This is a genomic window from Mycobacterium sp. IDUB_39 (assembly GCF_055419205.1).
The window spans coordinates 1-17,724 of sequence record NZ_JBVAXF010000005.1; the positions used below are offsets into that span (position 1 = coordinate 1).

General features: G+C 67.9%; 15 protein-coding genes and 1 pseudogene. 11 read left to right on the forward strand and 5 right to left on the reverse strand.

Going from position 1 to position 17,724, the window contains the following annotated elements; genetic code table 11:
- Positions 1-72: 72 nt before the first annotated feature.
- From ACZY0X_RS18645 to ACZY0X_RS18660, 4 genes and pseudogenes are all read right to left on the reverse strand, one after another.
- Positions 73-384, reverse strand: a complete 312-nt coding sequence (locus ACZY0X_RS18645) for a GNAT family N-acetyltransferase (protein ID WP_463772511.1) — start codon at positions 382-384, stop codon at positions 73-75.
- Positions 381-1,352 carry a pirin family protein gene (locus ACZY0X_RS18650; RefSeq protein WP_463773341.1) on the reverse strand — a complete coding sequence of 324 codons (972 nt, stop codon included), beginning with the start codon at positions 1,350-1,352 and terminating at the stop codon, positions 381-383. The genes ACZY0X_RS18645 and ACZY0X_RS18650 overlap by 4 nt, the downstream gene beginning before the upstream one ends.
- A gap of 48 nt (positions 1,353-1,400) precedes the next feature.
- Positions 1,401-1,796 (reverse strand): annotated as a pseudogene (locus ACZY0X_RS18655) (EVE domain-containing protein); the annotation flags it as partial.
- A gap of 305 nt (positions 1,797-2,101) precedes the next feature.
- A complete protein-coding gene (locus tag ACZY0X_RS18660; protein WP_463772512.1) occupies positions 2,102-2,392 on the reverse strand; it encodes a WhiB family transcriptional regulator in 291 nt (96 codons plus the stop codon).
- Between the two features lie 378 nt (positions 2,393-2,770).
- Here ACZY0X_RS18660 and ACZY0X_RS18665 point away from each other — a divergent pair, with 378 nt between their 5' ends.
- Complete coding sequence (locus tag ACZY0X_RS18665) at positions 2,771-3,463, forward strand: helix-turn-helix domain-containing protein (protein WP_463773343.1); 693 nt, start codon at positions 2,771-2,773, stop codon at positions 3,461-3,463.
- Positions 3,464-3,466: 3 nt separating this feature from the next.
- Here the strand turns inward: ACZY0X_RS18665 and ACZY0X_RS18670 are convergent, their stop codons facing one another.
- On the reverse strand, positions 3,467-5,008 hold the full coding sequence (locus ACZY0X_RS18670) for a MinD/ParA family ATP-binding protein (RefSeq protein WP_463772513.1): 1,542 nt from the start codon (positions 5,006-5,008) through the stop codon (positions 3,467-3,469).
- Positions 5,009-5,378: 370 nt separating this feature from the next.
- On the opposite strand from ACZY0X_RS18670, the gene ACZY0X_RS18675 reads away from it, so the two are divergent.
- The 10 genes from ACZY0X_RS18675 to ACZY0X_RS18720 all read left to right on the forward strand — a co-directional run bounded on the left by ACZY0X_RS18675 (position 5,379) and on the right by ACZY0X_RS18720 (position 17,689).
- On the forward strand, positions 5,379-6,938 hold the full coding sequence (locus ACZY0X_RS18675; protein ID WP_463772514.1) for an EspA/EspE family type VII secretion system effector: 1,560 nt from the start codon (positions 5,379-5,381) through the stop codon (positions 6,936-6,938).
- 27 nt (positions 6,939-6,965) lie between these two features.
- Positions 6,966-7,280 (forward strand): ESX-1 secretion-associated protein, encoded by a 315-nt coding sequence (locus ACZY0X_RS18680; RefSeq protein WP_463772515.1) that lies wholly within the window; start codon positions 6,966-6,968, stop codon positions 7,278-7,280.
- A gap of 2 nt (positions 7,281-7,282) precedes the next feature.
- Positions 7,283-8,131 (forward strand): ESX secretion-associated protein EspG, encoded by an 849-nt coding sequence (locus tag ACZY0X_RS18685; protein WP_463772517.1) that lies wholly within the window; start codon positions 7,283-7,285, stop codon positions 8,129-8,131.
- A 17-nt stretch (positions 8,132-8,148) separates the two neighbouring features.
- Positions 8,149-8,703, forward strand: coding sequence for a YbaB/EbfC family DNA-binding protein (locus tag ACZY0X_RS18690; RefSeq protein WP_463772518.1), 555 nt, complete (start codon positions 8,149-8,151; stop codon positions 8,701-8,703).
- Positions 8,696-10,420, forward strand: coding sequence for a type VII secretion AAA-ATPase EccA (gene eccA, locus ACZY0X_RS18695; RefSeq protein ID WP_463772520.1), 1,725 nt, complete (start codon positions 8,696-8,698; stop codon positions 10,418-10,420). Before ACZY0X_RS18690 ends, eccA begins: the two co-directional genes overlap by 8 nt.
- A gap of 3 nt (positions 10,421-10,423) precedes the next feature.
- Positions 10,424-11,893 carry a type VII secretion protein EccB gene (gene eccB, locus ACZY0X_RS18700; protein WP_463772521.1) on the forward strand — a complete coding sequence of 490 codons (1,470 nt, stop codon included), beginning with the start codon at positions 10,424-10,426 and terminating at the stop codon, positions 11,891-11,893.
- Complete coding sequence (eccCa, locus tag ACZY0X_RS18705; protein WP_463772522.1) at positions 11,893-14,121, forward strand: type VII secretion protein EccCa; 2,229 nt, start codon at positions 11,893-11,895, stop codon at positions 14,119-14,121. The genes eccB and eccCa overlap by 1 nt, the downstream gene beginning before the upstream one ends.
- Positions 14,121-15,902: a type VII secretion protein EccCb gene (gene eccCb, locus ACZY0X_RS18710; protein ID WP_463772524.1), complete on the forward strand. Its 1,782-nt coding sequence runs from the start codon at positions 14,121-14,123 to the stop codon at positions 15,900-15,902. Before eccCa ends, eccCb begins: the two co-directional genes overlap by 1 nt.
- Before the next feature lie 144 nt (positions 15,903-16,046).
- Entirely contained in the window at positions 16,047-16,343 is a 297-nt protein-coding gene (locus ACZY0X_RS18715) for a PE domain-containing protein (RefSeq protein ID WP_463772526.1), read from the forward strand.
- A 71-nt stretch (positions 16,344-16,414) separates the two neighbouring features.
- Positions 16,415-17,689 (forward strand): PPE family protein, encoded by a 1,275-nt coding sequence (locus ACZY0X_RS18720; protein ID WP_463772527.1) that lies wholly within the window; start codon positions 16,415-16,417, stop codon positions 17,687-17,689.
- Positions 17,690-17,724 lie beyond the last annotated feature (35 nt).

Consider the following 17,724-nt stretch of genomic DNA (forward strand, 5'->3'; position numbering starts at 1 on the left):
TCGAAATCACGCCCCGCCCCAGGGCGACGGCGCACTACGGCCTCCACACCCCTTGACTCGACCTACAGCCAGCTAGACCGGGTCGGTGATGTCGGCGAACTCGGGGTTCTTGCCGATGTAGCCGGCCACCATCGAGCACGTGGGCACGATGCGCAGACCCGCCGCCCGGGTGGCTCGGAGTGCTTCGGCGACGAGAATCGTTGCGAGACCGCGCCCTTCGAAGCTCGGCTGGACCTCAGTGTGGGGGAACACGCGCCGGCCATTGATGTCCTGGAACTCCGCAAGGCCCACGGGGCGGCCGTCCACCGAGATGACGAACCGTCCAGGTTCCTCCGTGACGGTGGTCGGAGCGCCGGTCTTGTCGGTGGTGATCTCGGTGGTCAAGGTGCTCCTCGGTGGGTGCGGTTCGCGCGGGGCTGCAGTCTGCCGCCCGGCATGGGTGGCGCGGGGAGGCGGGCGCCGGGGTAGCCGGTCACCGCACCGAACCGCTCGTCCTGATCCTGCCACTGGGTCCGGAACTGGACGATCTCGTCGTGGCTGCGCCCGACGAAGTTCCACCACATGACGAGTTGCTCGGGGAACGGGGGACCGCCCAGCAGCACGACGCGGGCCGGTTGCGTGCCACTGTTGATCAGCTCGATGCGGTCGCAGCCCGGCGCCTGGTACCAGAGGTCGCCGATGCCCAGTACGTCGCCGTGTGCGTCGACGACGCCCTGATCGAGAAGCACGCCGTGCTCGAAGTCGCGGTCGACGGCGAGAGCGACCGAGGTCTGCGGCGGAAGGTCGACCTGCCCGCCCAGCAGGGGAGTGAAGGTGTGGACGGGGGAGCGTTCGCCGACCAGCTCGCCGAGGAAGACGCGCACCACCGCGTCTCCCACCTCGCGCGCCGGGGGCACGTAGTGGGCGAAGTCGCGGGCGGTGTCTCGGTCGGCGTCGGGCAGCGCCACCCACAGCTGCACCCCGTGCAGAGTGCGGGTGTCCGGTGTCGACACCTCCGAGTGGCAGATGCCCGCGCCCGCGGTCATCAGGTTGAGTTCACCGGGTCGGACATAGGCGTGCACGCCCGCGCTGTCGCGGTGCTCGATCTCGCCGCTGAACAACCAGCTCACGGTCTGCAGGCCGGTGTGTGGATGCGGCGCGACGTTCATTCCGGTACCAGCGGCGACGTCATGTGGGCCGTAGTGATCGGCGAAGCACCACGCACCGATCATCGACAGGTCGCGTTGCGGCAGGGTCCGTCGTACCAGGATGCCGCGGGGTCCTCCGAGGGGCACATCGCGTGGATGCAGGACGCCGCTGAACGGCGAAGGGCCGCAGGCCACTTCGTCAGGAGCGATCTCGGTATTGCTCACCGCACCCACCCTATCCCCGGGTGGCCGACGGCAGCCCGTCATTGCCGAACGGATGACGCCGAAGTCGTGCTCGTCGATCTCAATGACGCCGGACCGGAAGCGGTAACCCCAGCGCGACTTGTCCACGACGAAGTCCAGGTCGTCGAGCAGCGGGCGAATGGGTGTCTCCTCACACGGTAGGAACCGCATGCGTCGGCGCCACGGTTGGAACTGCGGGTCGAAGTCCTCCTGGTACACCTCGTCGTCGGTGACCTGACCGATGGCGGTGAACGCCTGCAGCGGAGCCCCGTCGGGATAGTCGGTCTTGGGGGAGTAGAAGGCGATCCAGTCATCCCTGGCCATCCGCCTCAGCATGTGGGGCTTGCCGTGATTGGCCTGAGTGAATCCGCCTGCCACCCCGCGCAGCACGTGGCCGCGGCTGACGGTGTTGATCCAGTACGTCATGCGCCCACGCTAGGAGCCCATGCCGACAGGGTGCGGAATCCATCCACAGGTTGACAGACGTCGTGGTCGGCAGCCCTGGCGAGACGAACAGAGCCGCCGACGCTGATGCGTCGGCGGCTCTAGGACAGTGCCGTCATGGCGCCTCTCGGCAGTTGGTCGCTCTAGGCGACTTAAGGGGTGGTACCCGGGGCATGTCCGGCACTGTCGACGATATTAACGGTGCGCGGCGCCCGATTGTTCCTGACCCGCCGGAGCTGGCGTCGCCGCGCTGCCGTCCCCTCGAAAAGCGGCAGCGCGGCGATCTGTCACGCGGATTCCAGGAAGACCCGGCGGGCGCGAACGGGGTAGCCGTTCTGTTCGGCCAGTGACCGCAGTTGGCGCAGCGCGAACGTGCGGCCGCGGCCGGCCTCCGGGATCACCACGCCAGCCCACAGACCCTCGGCCCGGGGCAGCTCGACGGCGTCGCGGGCGCAGGCCCACCGGCGCGGGCACAGCCGGCAGATGGTCTTGGCGTCCTCGTCGGCTGTCGTCACCCACCGCTCGGGATCGCGTGTGCACTCACCGACGGGGAGTCCGTCCAGGCCCACTGCGTTCATTGGTTCTCCTCAGGTCTTGCGCCGGTCGTTCGTGCGCGATGGGGAGAAATGTATAGCAGTAACCGTAGCGATGCAACAGTTACGGGCGAACGAACCGCCGCGGCGCTACGGAAACGTGGAAAGTCCACTTCAGAGTGGTCGGGCCAGATGGGAGAGTCGTCGCCCTGAACGCGTGGGTGTCCGACAGTCGAAGCAATGACATGGTTGTAACTGTTTCTTCGCAACGGTTATAAACGCTGAACGATCCGGCTAAAGTGGTTCAAGACGTAGCGGTGCAGCGGAATGGCTGGCCGCTCCACATGTAGGGGAAGGGGCACGCAGTTGGTCCCCGTCGACTCAGGTGTCGCACCCGACGACGCCGCGGATGTCGATCCGGGGATGGCGCGCGCCGGTGCCGCCGCTGCCGCCCGGCGCCGTGAACTCGACATCAGCCAACGCAGCCTCGCCGCCGACGGGATCATGAACGCCGGTGCGTTGATCGCCTTCGAGAAGGGCAGGAGCTGGCCGCGGGAGAAGACGCGCGCGAAGCTCGAGGAGGTCCTGCAGTGGTCGCCCGGGACCATCGCTCGCATCCGACAGGGTGGGCCGGTATCCGCCGAACCACAGCGCCAGCTCGAGTCGCAGCCGGGCGGCGACGAGGTATCGCTCATCGCGCAGGCGGTCGACGCGGCGGTCCACACCCTGGGCAGCACCATCGGGGCGCTGCCGCCCCCTGATGACGCCGACTTCACCCCGCGGGTCACCGGGATCCTGGCGGATCTGCGTCAGCTTGAGGCGGTCGCCGCCCGCGCGGCGCGAATCGGTCGGGTGACCCCGCCCCTGCTGCGGGCGCTGAGCATGGTCCGGCGGCAGATCGATGAGCTGACGGTCCTGAGCGCGACATCGCCCACCGCGACGCTGGGGCAGCGGCTGTACGCGGCCAGGCGGCGCGCCAACCTCACCATCGCGGAGACCGCGCAGGCGGCCGGAGTCGCCGAGGATGCGATCGTCGCCGCGGAGGCCGGTCAGCCCGTGCCGGCCGACATCGCACGCCTCATCGAGTCGCTCGTCGACCAAATCGACTGGCGCTGAACGTCAGTAGCGGTCGCGGGCCCGGTCCCGGTCGTCGTTGGCGGGGAAGTGCGCGGCGAGTGCCGCCGCGATCTCGATGAGCTTGCGGCGGGTGGCGGGAGACATCTCGGCGGTTCGCTCGATGACTCCACCGGGACGGAGGTGGCCGTCGAACGGCACCTCCACGACCACCTGGCCCTGACCGGCGAACTGCTGCGCCAGAATCGCGCGGGTTCGCTTGTCGGCGTGGCCATCCGAGTCGTTGAGGACCACAACGGTGCGTTGCAGCAGCCCGGTCAGGCCCCGGTTGGCCAGCCAGTCCAGGGTCTGACCCGCGGCGGCCGCACCGTCGACCCAGGGGGACGACACGACGATCAGCGCGTCGAGATCCCGCAACACCTCCTGCGTGACCGGAGCGTCCATGGTGGAACTGCAGTCGACGATCGAGATGGTGAAGTACCGGTCCAGGCGCGCGGTGGCCTCGCGGTAGATCGCCGGATCGAGCACGCGCCTGCGTGCCGGGCTGCCCTCACCGGCGAGGACGAACAGTCCCGCGGCGTTGTTGCCGACTCGGCTGCGCACGTCGGCGAACGTCTCGAGGTGCTGATCGGCTGCCAGCTCCCAGTACGAGCCCATGGCCTTCGGGTCCACCCGACTGCCCAGCTTGCCGAACGCGGTGTCGGCGTCGATCGCGACGACGCGGTCGTCCTGACGCAGTTCGGCGAAGATCGAACCGATGCTGGCCGACATCGTGGTCTTGCCGACGCCGCCCTTGCCCATCACGCCGATCTTGTAGTGACCGCGCAGGACGCCGCGAATCCGCGCCTCGAGTTCCGCCTCGCGGATCTCCTCGGGTGACTGACCCAGGTTGACCAGCCCGAACGTCGCGCGGAAGACCGCCAACCGCCAGCCACGGGTGGGTGGCGGCTGCTTGGTGGGGACCAGGTCGTCGGCCCGAATCCGGTCGGCGTAGGAGCCCGTCGGTGAGGGTGGCATGACGCGGGTGTCGGGCCCGAAGTTCGGCGCCGGCCAGGGGGCGGTCGGCGGCCCGGGGTTGTGCTGTCCCTGGTTGTGCGGTCCGCGCGGGGGAGCGGGTGGTTGGGGTGGCGGCGGAGGTGCGGGTGGGGGAGGCTGCTGCGGCCAGCCGGGCTGCGGACCCCACTGCTGACCCCACTGCTGAGGGTTGTCCGGACGACTCACCGCGGGGAACTGGCCTGTGTCACGGGGATTCGACTCGCGTTGCGGTGCGTCACGTCGACTCTCGCGCGGCGGCGGGGTGGTGTCGCGGGCCAATCCCGATGGCGGGGCGTAGCGGGGGCGCTGCTGATGGGCGCCGCCGGATGGGGGTTCGGCCTGCGGCTCGCGCGGGGGCTGCGGGCCGGGGAGTTCGGGTTGGTCACTCGGTTCCTGGGGGTCGCTCGGCGCCACGAAGTCGACGGGCGGCCGGGTGGGAAGTGGTGTGGCCGCCGGGGTGAACGTCGGCTCGACGGGGGTGGGCTCGTAGTCGGTTTCCTCTGGCCCGGTCCACCCGAGTTGTCTGCGCAGATCATCGTCGCGGTCGTTCACGTCAGCAGGTCTCCCTTCGAACATCCGACGACGCGACTGTCGGTCTTGGTCTCAAGTATCAACCACGGCGTGCCGGGGGCGCGTCAGCACGGGACCGGCGGAGGGCGTCAGCAAACACGTGATCGGCATCAGAGGCGGCCTCGTCGAGCCCGAGATCTCCGATCCTCGGCCCTGGGACCGGGTGAGGTCAGCGGCCGCCGATGCCGACGGATGGTGGGAAAGTGCGGGACGACGCCGCGGCCCGGGCCCGCGGTGAAGCAGGATATGGCCTGTTCACCGCGCCAATGAACTGATCACCGTGTCGAAAATTGGTGCGTTTTGGGGCCCGAATCCGCTGGTAACGTCGCAGCCGGCGAAGGGGATTGGGTAAATGAGCCTGCTCGGGGACATCAAGGACGTGGGTGCGGCCGTATTCGAGGTCGGCAAAGCCGCCAAGGGTCTCATCGGCAATGCCGACAAACTGGCGGGTGGCGTGAAGGGGCTCGGCAGCCTGTTTCAGCGGTTCTCCACTGCCGGCCGGTTGGCGGAGCTGGCGCGACTGGGTCGCAAGCTATCCGAGTACGGCGATGACGCGCTGCGCTTCCTCGCCAACCCCGAGATCAAGAAGTTCCTCAAGCGGGCGAAGACGCCCATTCTGTTCGGCGGCCAGATGACCATCTCCGGCATGAAGCTCACCACCGGAGTCGGCAGCCCTGACGACGGCGCGCGCTTCGGTGCCGGCGCCAGCCGGTTCGCCGGTGCCCGAGACACCTTGGCGGGCGCCTATCCGACCGGATCCTGGACGGGCAGTGGCTCGGAGTCCTACTCCAACAGCAACTCCCGCCAGATCGGCCGCACTCAGACGATGGTGGCCTCGGATCAGTCGATCAATGCGGTGCTGGCCCGTGAGGCGGGACAGATCACGGCGACGCGCGCCGTGCTCGACGACCAGAGCGACTGGCTGGCCGACGTCGGGCTCGTCACCATGCTCGTCGCGGCCACACCGTTCGTCGGACAGGGGGCGGCGCTGGCGATGGAGATCGCCGCGGTCACCAAGGCGCTCGGCGCGTGCACGATGCAGCTCACCGAGCTCACGCAGCAGGTCAACTCCAACGCCGCGGAGATTTCGCAGACGGCTGGCCGGTACGGCGAGCGGTCTGGGCGGTCTGGGCGGTCCAACATGTCGAAGAAGACGCCCGACCCGAACACTCCGCCCCCGTCCCCGCCGCCCCCGCCGAGCGGGGAGAAGGGCGATACGCCTGGTGACGGGGACACGGGTAACGGGAACACGGACTCCTCGTCCGGTGAATCCGGATCGGACCGCACACAGGCCGAGGGCGCCGCCACGGGCGGTGGTTCGGGTTCAGGCACGGGGTCGGGTGGCGGGTCATCGTCGGGTGGCACGCCATCGGGTGACAGGGAGTCTGTTGACATGCCATCCGCGCCGGAGCCCCAAGATGCCTCCACACCCACGTCGCCGGTGGCCACCGGGTCGCCGGCGTCGGGCGGCGGCGCGGCACCCGGCAGTCTCGCGGCGCCACTGAGCAGCCTGCCGGGCACTGCGGTCGGGGCCATGCCCGCCGCGGCCGCTACGGGAATGAGTGCCGCGCAGATCGCCTCGCTGGTGCAATCGGCCGTGCAGAAGGCCATGCAAGAGCAGGCCGCGAAGGAAGCTGAGGACGCGAAGGACACCGACGGCGACGGGATCCCCGACGTCGAGGAGGACGAGAACGGCGACGGTATCGCCGACGTCGAGCAGAACCTCGAGGAGCAGGATGCCGACGGCGACGGCCCGCCCGAGGAGCCGGGCGCCGCGCCCGGTGCCGCCGACGGCGGTCGCGCCCCGGTGCACTTGGCAGTCGATGTCGATCCCGCGGGGATGGCCAGCCCGATCACAGCTACTTTGGATCGAAATGACCCAATCGGGTCGCCGTCGCTGGCACAACAGTAGGAAGATGAGCGCGAGGGGGTTTTTCCAATGTCTGGTGAGCTAGAGGTCACGACCGCCCACCTGGGTGAACTGGCGGCGAAGCAGGGGCGAGCCGCTGCCGAGATCCTGTCCGCAACCGAGGTCACCGAGGGGGTCGACACATCGGTGCGGGTCAGCCACGGCGTCATCTCCTGGTCGACGGCGGCGGCGGTCGAGGCGGCCAACAGCGCACGACGCGCGGCGGGCAGGTCCATGCAGGAGATGTCGGACCACCTGGAGGCCAGTCTGGTCGACGCCGCCCGCCGCTACGACGACACAGACGACTGCGCCAGGGGTCTGCTCGGCGCGCAGATGCAGGGGTGAGCATGACCAATTCGTATGGTTCGACGCACGCTGATGACGTCGTCGCGGTCGAGGTGACGATCGACGGGCTGCTCGTTATCGCCGACAAGTTGAACCTGATGGACTTCCCGACGTCGTTGGGTATCCGGCAGAACATTCCGCTTCTCGAGCTGCGCGACATGGTGTGGGATCAGGTGACCCGTGACCTCACGGCGCAGGGCATCCTGAACGTATTCGGCGATCCGCATCCCGAGGTCGCCGCCATGCTCGACACCCTGAGCCGCGCCGATCGCACCCTCGAGGGACGATGGTGGCGACGCGATGTTGGTGGCAAAATGGTGCGCTTCACCGTGTGCCGTAAGGGGGATCGCCATGTCGTCGCCGCCCGCGACGGAGACATGTTGGTCCTGCAGCGCGTCGCACCCCAGGTCGGTCTGGCCGGAATGGTGAATGTCGTGTTGGGCTCGGCAACGCCTGCCGATGTCGAACCGTTGACCGGGGTGGCAAGCAAACTCGGTGATTGCACCACCGCTAATCAGCTCGCGCAGTTCGGAATTGCGCCGCCGTCGGCGCGCATCTACGCCGACGCCATCGCAGAGCCCAAGAGCTGGGTGGAGATCACCGCCAACGAGCGACATGACGGCGGCACCTTCACCCAGACCGACGTCGCGGCCGGCGTTCTGGATGCGCGCCAGGGGAGGATCGTGTCGATTCCACGGCGGGTGAACGGGGAGCTGTACGGCAGCTTCCTCGCGGGCACCACCGAGAACCTGCAGCGGGCGCTCGACGGGCTGCTGGAGTTCCTGCCGTCGCGTTCGTGGTTCGACGTGGCCTGGTCTGACGGCGCCGACACCGATTCCTACGCGGACTGAGAGAGGGCAATCCCCAGGTGGACGACACTTCGCCGCACGACGACGAAGAGGACGACTACGACGTCCTGTCGGCGTTGGACTTCTCGACGTCCGACGACGACGCCTCCCCCAACGACCGAGCGTCCGACCTGGATGCGTTCGACGGCTACGTCGTCGAGGACCCGACCGTCGGCGATGACGCCGATGGCGGCGGTTTGCTGCCCGACCCCGATCCGGGTCTGCCCGACGACGGGCTGCCGGTACCGCTCTTCACGGTGACGAATCCGCAGGGGACCGTGACCGTGACTACCTTCATGGATGGACGAGTCCACCGGATCGACCTCTCGCCGAAGGTAAGCACGATGACCGAAACGAATCTGGCCGACGAGATCCTCGTCATCGCGCGTCTTGCGACGCAGGATGCCAGGTCCGCGCAGTACACATTCATGCTCGAGGGCATGCGCCAACAGGGTCACGACGACGTCGCGACCCGCGACTTCCTCAGCCGGGACCTCGACCTGCCCTCGCCCGAACAGGCGGACGCGGACCGGGCCGCGGTGTTCTCCACTCGATACACAGGTGACCATGACTGACCAATTGGCCGGGCTCTTCGGAAGTGCCGTGGGCATGCTGCCGAGCTCCCCGGCGCGCTCCCTGGAGATCTTCTCCGAGATCACATCGCACGACGAGACCGCCTGCGACGCGTGGGTGGGACGCATCCGCTGCGGCGACACCGACCGGGTGACACTGTTTCGGGCGTGGTACTCGCGCAACAACTTCGGCCAACTCGCCGGCGCCGCTGAGATCTCGATGAACAGCGTCGGCGCCCGGGTGCCCATTGGGGGGCAGTTCGGTGACATCACCTACCCGGTGAACTCACCGCTGGCGATCACCATGGGCTTCGCCGTGAACGAGGCGGCCGAGGGCAACTTCGCCGACGCGATGGAGGCGCTCGAGGACGCGCCCGCGACCGGCGCCGAGCACCTGGTCTCCTGGGTCAAGGCCGTGGTCTACGCCGCGGCCGAACGGTGGACCGATGTGATCGAGGAGGTGCGCGGCGCGACCGCGTGGCCCGACAAGTTCCTCGCCGCGGCCGCGAGCGTCGCCCACGGTGTCGCCGCTGCCAACCTCGGGCTGTTCACCGAGGCGGAGCGTCGTCTCACCGAGGCGAACTCGTCACCGGCGGGGGAGGCCTGCGCGACCTCCATCGCCTGGTTCCTGGCCATGACGCGGCGCAGCCAGGGCAACGAGGAGTCCGCCGTGGCGCTGCTGGAGTGGTTGCAGGCCAGCCATTCGGAGCCGAAAGTCGCTGCCGCGCTGCGGGACCCGAACTACCGGTTGCAGACCACCACGTCGGAGAAGATCGCCTCGCGTCAGGATCCGTGGGACCCGTCCAGCGCGGTCACAGACAACTCGGGCCGCGAGAGGCTGTTGGAGGAGGCCCAGGCCGAACTCGACCGCCAGATCGGCCTGAGCCGGGTCAAGGAGCAGATCGAGCGCTACCGGGCGGCCACCCAGATGGCGAAGGTGCGTGCGGCGCGCGGCATGAAGGTCGGCCAGACGTCCAAGCACATGATCTTCACCGGCCCGCCCGGCACCGGCAAGACCACGATCGCGCGGGTGGTGGCCAACATCCTGGCCGGTCTCGGCGTTATCGCCGAGCCCAAACTGATCGAGACGTCACGCAAGGACTTCGTCGGCGAGTACCTCGGGCACACCGCGGTGAAGACCAGCAAGACCATCGACCGGGCGCTGGGCGGGGTGCTGTTCATCGACGAGGCCTACGCCCTGGTGCAGGACTCCAAACAGGGTGGCGGGGACCAGTTCGGCACCGAGGCATTGGACACGCTGCTGGCCCGCATGGAGAACGACCGCGACCGGCTGGTGGTCATCATCGCCGGCTACAGCGTGGACATCGACCGGCTGCTGGAGACCAACGACGGGCTGCGGTCACGCTTTGCGACGCGTATCGAGTTCGACTCGTACTCGCCGGAGGAGATCGTCGACATCGCCAAGGTCATTGCCACCAACAATGACTCGGCGCTCAGCGAGGAGGCGGCCAAGCGGCTGTTGGAGGCGGCGACGCTGCTGAGCGAGCGCAAGCTCAACGACAAGCCGGCGCTGGACATCGCGGGTAACGGTCGATACGCACGGCAACTCGTGGAGGCCGGGGAGCAGTGCCGCGACATGCGGCTGGCGCGCTCGGTGGACTTCGAGAGCCTCGGGGTGGAACAACTCAGTGAAATCGGGGGACAGGACATGGCGGAGGCCATCGAGGCTGTACATGCACGGCTGAACATCGGCGATTAGCTCATGGCAGGTTTTCGGCTCACCACCAAGATCCAGGTCAGCGGCTGGCGGTTTCTGCTGCGCCGCGTCGAGCACGCCATCGTGCGGCGCGACACCCGGATGTTCGACGACCCGCTGCAGTTCTACAGCCGGGCGGTGATGGCGGGCATCATCCTGGCGGTGGTGATCTGCCTGGGCGCAGCACTTCTGGCGTACTTCAAGCCCCTGGGCAAGCGCGGTGGCGACAGCCTGCTGGTCGACCGCACCACTAACCAGCTCTACGTCGTGCTGCCGGGCACCGATCAGCTGCGTCCGGTGTACAACCTGACCTCCGCGCGACTGGTGCTCGGCAACGCAAGCACCCCGTCGGCGGTCAAGTCCGAGGAACTCAACCGGATGTCGAAGGGGCAGCCCATCGGAATCCCCGGTGCGCCCTACGCAACGCCGGTCAGTTCCGTCGCCGAGTCCACGTGGACCCTGTGCGACACCGTGACGAAGGCGGAAAGCGTTGCGCCGACGGTGAATACCTCGGTCATCGTGCTGCCGCTGGTGAAGGACGGCTCGGTGGGGCCGATGCGCCCGGACCAGGGCATGCTGGTCACCTACGAAGGCGGGGACTGGCTGGTCACCGACCGCGGCCGGCATGCCATCGACCTGTCCGATCGGGCCGTCACGTCGGCCGTCGGAATCCCCGTGACCGCCAAGGCGACACCGATATCGTCGGGTCTGTTCAACGCGCTGCCCAACGTGGGGCCGTGGCAACTGCCGCAGATTCCCGCGGCCGGCGCGCCGAACACGCTCGGGTTGCCGGCAAACCTGGTGATCGGCTCGGTGTTCCAGACGGTCACCGAGTCGGGTGAGCAGCACTACGTCGTGCTGCCCGACGGTGTGGCCAAGGTCAACGACCCCACGGCCGCGGCGTTGCGCGCCGGCAACTCCTACGGGCTGGTCGCGCCGCCGTCGGTGGAGTCCAGCGTGGTCGCCAAGATCGCCGAGCAGGTCTACGTGTCGCCCTTGCCGGACAAGGCACTCGAGATGCAGCTGCGTGAGGAGACACCGACACTGTGCTGGTCGTGGCAGCGTCAGCCCGGCGACCAGGGGTCTCGGACATCGGTGATCAGCGGCCGCAGGCTGCCCATCCCGGCGACGGCGATGAACAACGGGATCGACCAGATTGGCGGCGACTCAACGGTCTTCATCAACGGTGGCCAGTTCATCCGGCTGCAGTCACCTGATCCGCGCTACGGCGAGAGCATGTACTACGTCGATCCGCAGGGCGTGCGGTACGGCATCCCGAACGACGACGCCGCGAACGACCTCGGGCTGTCCGGGCCGTTGACGGCGCCATGGCAGGTGGTCAGCCTGCTGGTGGACGGCCCGGTGTTGTCCAAGCAGGCCGCGCTGTTGGAGCACGACTCGCTGCCGGCCGACCCGAATCCGCGCAAGGTCGAAGCCGGTGGGGCCCAACCCGCGTCGAACACCGGAGGCGGTTGATGACAACCAAGAAGTTCACCCCGACCATCAAGCGGGGTCCGCGCCTGACGCCGGGCGAGATCAACGTGACCCCACCCGACGACCTGGGCGTGGACATCCCGCCGTCGGGTATGCAGAAGGCGCTGCCGTGGGTGATGGGTGGCTGCATGATCGGAATGATCGCCATCATGATCTTCACCGGCGTGCGGCAGCTCTCGCCGTACATGCTGATGATGCCGCTGATGATGGTCATGGGCACGGTCGGTGTGCTGGCCGGCGGCGGTTCGGGCGGCAAGAAGGTGCCCGAGATAAACGCCGACCGCAAGGAGTACCTGCGCTACCTCGCGGGGCTGCGGACCAGGGTCACCTCATCTGCCGCGGCGCAGGTGACGTTCTTCAACTACCACGCACCCCACCCCGATGACCTGCTGTCGATCATCGGCACCAACCGGCAGTGGTCACGACAGACCGGCACCGACTTCTACGCCGCCACCCGTATCGGGATCGGGTCGGAGCCTGCGGTCGACCGGCTGCTCAAACCGTCCGTCGGCGGCGAGCTCGCGGGCCCGCAGGCCGCGCCGCAGCCGCACCTCGAGCCGGTCAGCCACATGTGGGTCACCAAGTTCCTGCGCACCCACGGCCTGATTCACGACTGCCCGAAACTCGTTCAGCTGCGCACCTTTCCGACCGTCGCGATCGGTGGTGACGCGGCCGGCGCAGCGGGTCTGCTGACCGCGATGATCTGCCACCTGGCGGTGTTTCATCCGCCGGACCTGCTGCAGATCCGGGTGCTGACGGACAGCCCGGAGGATCCGGACTGGGCGTGGCTGAAGTGGCTGCCGCACGCGCAGCACCAGACCGACACCGACGCTGCGGGCGCAACGAGGTTGGTGTTCACCCGCCCCGACGGGCTGTCGGATCTGACCGCGCGCGGGCCGCACACCGCCGACTCCGCGCCCAGCGGCCCCTACGTCGTGGTCATCGACCTCACCGGCGGCAAGGCGGGATTCCCTGTCGACGGTCGCGCGGGCGTCACCGTGATCACGCTCGGCAACCACCGGGGTTCCGCCTACCGGATCCGGGTGGACGCCGACGGCACCGCCGACGACCGGCTGCCCAACCAGACGTTCCGGTTGGTGACCAGCGGCACGGACAAGATGACCCCGCAGCAGGCGGGCCGGATCGCGCGCAAGCTGGCGGGCTGGTCCATCACCGGCACCATCATCGACAAGAGCACCCGGGTGCAGAAGAAGGTCGCCACCGAGTGGCACCAGCTGGTGGGCGCGCAGACCATCGAGGAGGTCACACCCAACCGGTGGCGGATGTTCACCGATCTCGACCGGGACCGGTTGAAGATCCCGTTCGGCCACGAACTGAAGTCGGGTGACATCTGCTACCTGGACATCAAGGAGGGCGCGGAGTTCGGTGCGGGCCCGCACGGCATGCTCATCGGAACGACGGGCTCGGGCAAGTCGGAATTCCTTCGCACGCTGATCCTCTCGCTCGCCGCGACGCACCACCCAGATCAGGTCAACCTCCTGCTGACCGACTTCAAGGGCGGTTCGACGTTCCTCGGTATGGAGAAGCTGCCGCACACCGCGGCCGTCGTCACCAACATGGAGGAGGAGGCCGAGCTGGTCAGCCGGATGGGCGAGGTGCTCTCCGGTGAGCTGGACCGGCGCCAGTCGATCCTGCGCCAGGCCGGCATCCAGGTGGGCGCGGCCGGCGCGCTGTCGGGTGTGGCCGAGTACGAGAAGCACCGCGAACGCGGCGCTGACCTTCCGCCGCTGCCAACGCTCTTCGTGGTGGTCGACGAGTTCGCCGAGCTCCTGCAGAACCACCCGGACTTCATCAACCTGTTCGACCGCATCTGCCGCGTCGGCCGGTCATTGCGCGTGCACCTCCTGCTGGCGACGCAGTCGCTGAACACCGGCGGTGTGCGCATCGACAAGCTCGAGCCCAACCTGACCTACCGGATCGCGTTGCGTACCACCAGTTCCGCGGAGTCCAAGGCGGTGATCGGCACCCCCGAGGCGCAGTACATCACCAACAAGGAGAGCGGTGTCGGCTTCCTGCGGGTCGGCATGGAGGACCCGGTGAAGTTCAAGAGCGTCTACACCGGCACGCCGTACCAGGCCACCGCGGTGCTCAGCGACAACGGTGAGGCGACACCGCGGCACGCGCCGCAGAGCAAGGTCAAGATCCACGCGTTCACCGCAGCGCCGATCGCGGAAGCGGTGGTGAACTGATGAGCATCGAGTCCGAGCAGCGCGTCCTGCGCGAGGTGGTCCTCGAACAGCTGAACACCGGCGAGATGCGCGCCTACGCAATGTGGTTGCCGCCGTTGAACGAACCGACACCCGTCAACGAACTCGTCGAGCGCGATGACAGGCGCCAACCGCTGCGCTTCGGCCTGGGCATCATGGACGAGCCGCGCAGGCACCGCCAGGAGGTGTGGGGTGTCGACGTGTCCGCCGCGGGCGGCAACATCGCCATCGGCGGCGCGCCGCAGACGGGGAAGTCGACGTTTTTGCAGACGATGATCCTGTCGGCGGCCGCCACACACACGCCGCGGCAGGTGCAGTTCTACTGCATCGACCTCGGCGGCGGCGGCCTGATGTACCTCGAGGACCTGCCCCACGTCGGCGGCGTCGCAACGCGTTCCGAGCCCGACCGGGTCAACCGCGTGGTCGCCGAGATGAAGGCCATCCTGCGATCCCGTGAGGCGATGTTCAAGGAACACCGCGTGGGCTCGATCGCGACGTATCGCCAGCTGCGCGACGATCCGAACCATCCGGCGTCCGCCGACCCGTTCGGCGACGTGTTCCTGGTGATCGACGGGTGGCCGGCGTTCACCGCGGAGTTCCCGGACCTGGAGCCGGTGGTTCAGGACCTGGCCGGACAGGGGTTGGCGTTCGGGGTGCACACCGTCATCTCGACACCGCGCTGGACGGAGTTGAAGGCGCGCGTGCGTGACTACCTGGGCACCAAGGTGGAGTTCCGGCTCGGCGACGTCAACGAGACGCAGATCGACCGGATCACCCGTGAGATCCCGGCTAACCGGCCGGGTCGCGCGGTGTCCGTGGAGAAGCACCACCTGATGATCGGCGTGCCGCGGATCGACGGTGTGCACAGCGCCACGGACATGGTTCCGGCGATCACGGCCGCGGTGGAGCACATCGCCGCCCGCCACACCGATCAGGCGCCGCAGGTCAGGGTGCTGCCCGACAAGATCCACCTGCACCAGCTCGATCCGCACCCGCCGGGACCCGAGTCGGACTACCGCACCAGGTGGACGATCCCGATCGGGCTGCGCGAGTCGGACCTGTCGGTGGCCTACGACCCGATGCACACCACGCCGCACCTGCTGATATTCGGTGCGCCCAAGTCGGGCAAGACGACCATCGCGCACGCGGTCGCGTCGGCGATCTGTGCCAGGAACAGCCCGTCGCAGGTGCGGTTCATGCTGGCCGACTACCGGTCGGGTTTGCTGGACGCCGTCCCGCAGAGCCATCTGCTCGACGCGGGCGCGGTCAACCGCAACAACACCTCCCTGGAGGAGTCGATCAAGGCACTCGCGACCAACCTGCAGAAACGGCTGCCGCCGCCCGATCTGACCACCTCGCAGCTGCGGGCGCGGTCATGGTGGACCGGACCCGACGTGGTTCTGCTGGTCGACGACTGGCACATGATCGTCGCCGCGGGTGGCGTGATGCCGCCCATGGCACCGCTGGCGCCGTTGCTGCCGGCGGCCGCCGACATCGGTCTGCACATCGTCGTGACGTGTCAGATGAGCCAGGCACATCGCGCGACGATGGACAAGTTCGTGGGCGCTGCGTACGGCGCCGGGTCGCCCACGATGTTCCTTTCCGGGGAGAAGACCGAGTTCCCCTCGAGTGAGATCAAGTTGAAGCGCAGGCCCCCTGGCCAGGCGTTTCTCGTCTCACCGGACGGTAAGGAGGTCATTCAGGCGGCCTACGTCGATCCACCCGAAGAAGAAGTGTTCGCAGCACCTCCGGAGTCCCGGTAATATTCACAACAGTCATTCAGCAACGCTAGGCATAACGGGCTAGCAAACGGATCGGGGGATCACATAGTGGGGATGAGTAAATCTCTCAGTGCCACCGAAACGGCCGCTTTACAGCCCGTTCGGAATTGGTAAAGGAGTAGCGCAATGCAACCCATGTCCCACAATCCCGCAGCGGCGGCGATCGGCTCACAGGTCGTCGCAAACGGCGCCCGCGGCCTGGCCGGCGGCACGGCCGCTGCGGCCGAGGTAACCGCACTTATGCCCGCCGGCGCCGATGAGGTGTCGATGCAGGCCGCGCTGGCTTTCGCCAGTGAGGGAGCACAGGCTCTCGCTGCCAATGCGCTCGCCCAGGAGGAGCTGTCGCGCACCGGCGCGTCCTATGTCGAGATTGCCGGAATCTACTCCGCAGTCGACGGGGCCAACGCGTCTGTTTTGTCGTAATAACAACAATAACTCTGTGAGCTGAAACTCGGGTCCAGCAAACCATGTCTCTAATACCTGCGGTGCCAACCATGTCGTGGCACGCCATGCCGCCGGAGATCAACACCTCCCGCCTCATGTTGGGCGCAGGCCCTGCACCGATGTTGCAGGCCGCGGCCGGGTGGGAGGCGCTGGCGATCCTGTTGGAGACGCAGGCAGATGAGCTGGCCGCGAGCCTCACCTCGCTGAGTAGCGCGTGGTCGGGTTCGGCAAGTGAGCGGGCGGTGCAGGCGACCATGCCGATGGTCATCTGGCTGCGTACGACGTCGCTGCAGGCGCAGAAGCGGGCGCTGCAGGCCACGGCCCAGGCGACGTCCTACACCGCGGCGCTCCTGGGCACGCCGCCCTTGGCCGAGATCGAGTTGAACCACGTGACGCATGGGGTCCTGGAGGCCACCAACTTCCTGGGTGTCAATGCCGTGCCGATCGGGCTCAACGAGGCGGACTACTTCGTCCGGATGTGGAACCAGGCGGCGGGCATCATGGACGCCTACCAGGCTGAGACCACGGCCAACACGTTGTTCGAGCCCATCCTGCCGATGAAGCCGATTGTCCTGCCGGGCGTCGGTGAGGGCGCGGTGTCCTCGGCGATGGGTCAGGTCGCGGCGATGGCACCCGGAGCGCTGGTTCGGGAGCTGTCGATCGCGACGGTCAGCACCAGGGCGAAGTTGGAGTCCGTGGCCCTGCATGCCGGTCGCTCGGCGAGCCAGGCGAACATGGCCGCTCAGCGGGCGGAGGGTCAGACGCAGAAGGCGGAGAACACCGCCCAGCAGAACCCGATGATGCAGCAGGGCACGCAGATGGCGATGCAGGTGGGGTCGCAGTTGGGCTCCATGGCCATGCAGATGCCGCAGCAGGCCACTCAGATGGTGGCCCAGCCGCTGCAACAGCTGGCGTCGCCACTGCAACAGATGACGTCCATGTTCAGCGGGATGGGCAACTCGTCCAACCCCGCGCAGATGGGACTGATGGGGGCCAGCCCGTTCTCCAACCATCCGCTCGCAGGCGGATCGGGTCTGGGGGCGGGTGCCGGTCTGGTCCGGGCGGCGTCGCTGCCCGGGATGGGTGGATCGATGGCGCAGACGCCATTGATGGCCAATCTGGTCGGTAAGCCGGAGACCCCGACTCTCGTTGGGGCAGGCGCCGGTTCCGGTGGCGCGGGCCTGGCTCCCGTGGGCTCCGGAGGCGGTGCGCCGATGGGAATGATGGGCCAGAACAAGAAGAACGGCGGCGGATCCAAGGCTGGATTGCAGGCACCGTCACCACTCGCTCAGGACTTGGGCGAGGACGAGGACGACGACTGGTGAGTCGTTGACCAACAAAGACTTCCCGGCCCAAGGGG

What these genes read in the sequence shown, in the direction of transcription:
- ACZY0X_RS18660 (WP_463772512.1), bottom strand. Translation starts at nt 2,392, where the DNA reads ATGAACGCAGTGGGCCTGGACGGACTCCCCGTCGGTGAGTGCACACGC.
- ACZY0X_RS18665 (WP_463773343.1), top strand. Translation starts at nt 2,771, where the DNA reads ATGGCGCGCGCCGGTGCCGCCGCTGCCGCCCGGCGCCGTGAACTCGAC.
- ACZY0X_RS18675 (WP_463772514.1), top strand. Translation starts at nt 5,379, where the DNA reads ATGAGCCTGCTCGGGGACATCAAGGACGTGGGTGCGGCCGTATTCGAG.
- ACZY0X_RS18680 (WP_463772515.1), top strand. Translation starts at nt 6,966, where the DNA reads ATGTCTGGTGAGCTAGAGGTCACGACCGCCCACCTGGGTGAACTGGCG.
- ACZY0X_RS18685 (WP_463772517.1), top strand. Translation starts at nt 7,283, where the DNA reads ATGACCAATTCGTATGGTTCGACGCACGCTGATGACGTCGTCGCGGTC.
- eccA (WP_463772520.1), top strand. Translation starts at nt 8,696, where the DNA reads ATGACTGACCAATTGGCCGGGCTCTTCGGAAGTGCCGTGGGCATGCTG.
- eccB (WP_463772521.1), top strand. Translation starts at nt 10,424, where the DNA reads ATGGCAGGTTTTCGGCTCACCACCAAGATCCAGGTCAGCGGCTGGCGG.
- eccCa (WP_463772522.1), top strand. Translation starts at nt 11,893, where the DNA reads ATGACAACCAAGAAGTTCACCCCGACCATCAAGCGGGGTCCGCGCCTG.
- eccCb (WP_463772524.1), top strand. Translation starts at nt 14,121, where the DNA reads ATGAGCATCGAGTCCGAGCAGCGCGTCCTGCGCGAGGTGGTCCTCGAA.
- ACZY0X_RS18715 (WP_463772526.1), top strand. Translation starts at nt 16,047, where the DNA reads ATGCAACCCATGTCCCACAATCCCGCAGCGGCGGCGATCGGCTCACAG.
- ACZY0X_RS18720 (WP_463772527.1), top strand. Translation starts at nt 16,415, where the DNA reads ATGTCGTGGCACGCCATGCCGCCGGAGATCAACACCTCCCGCCTCATG.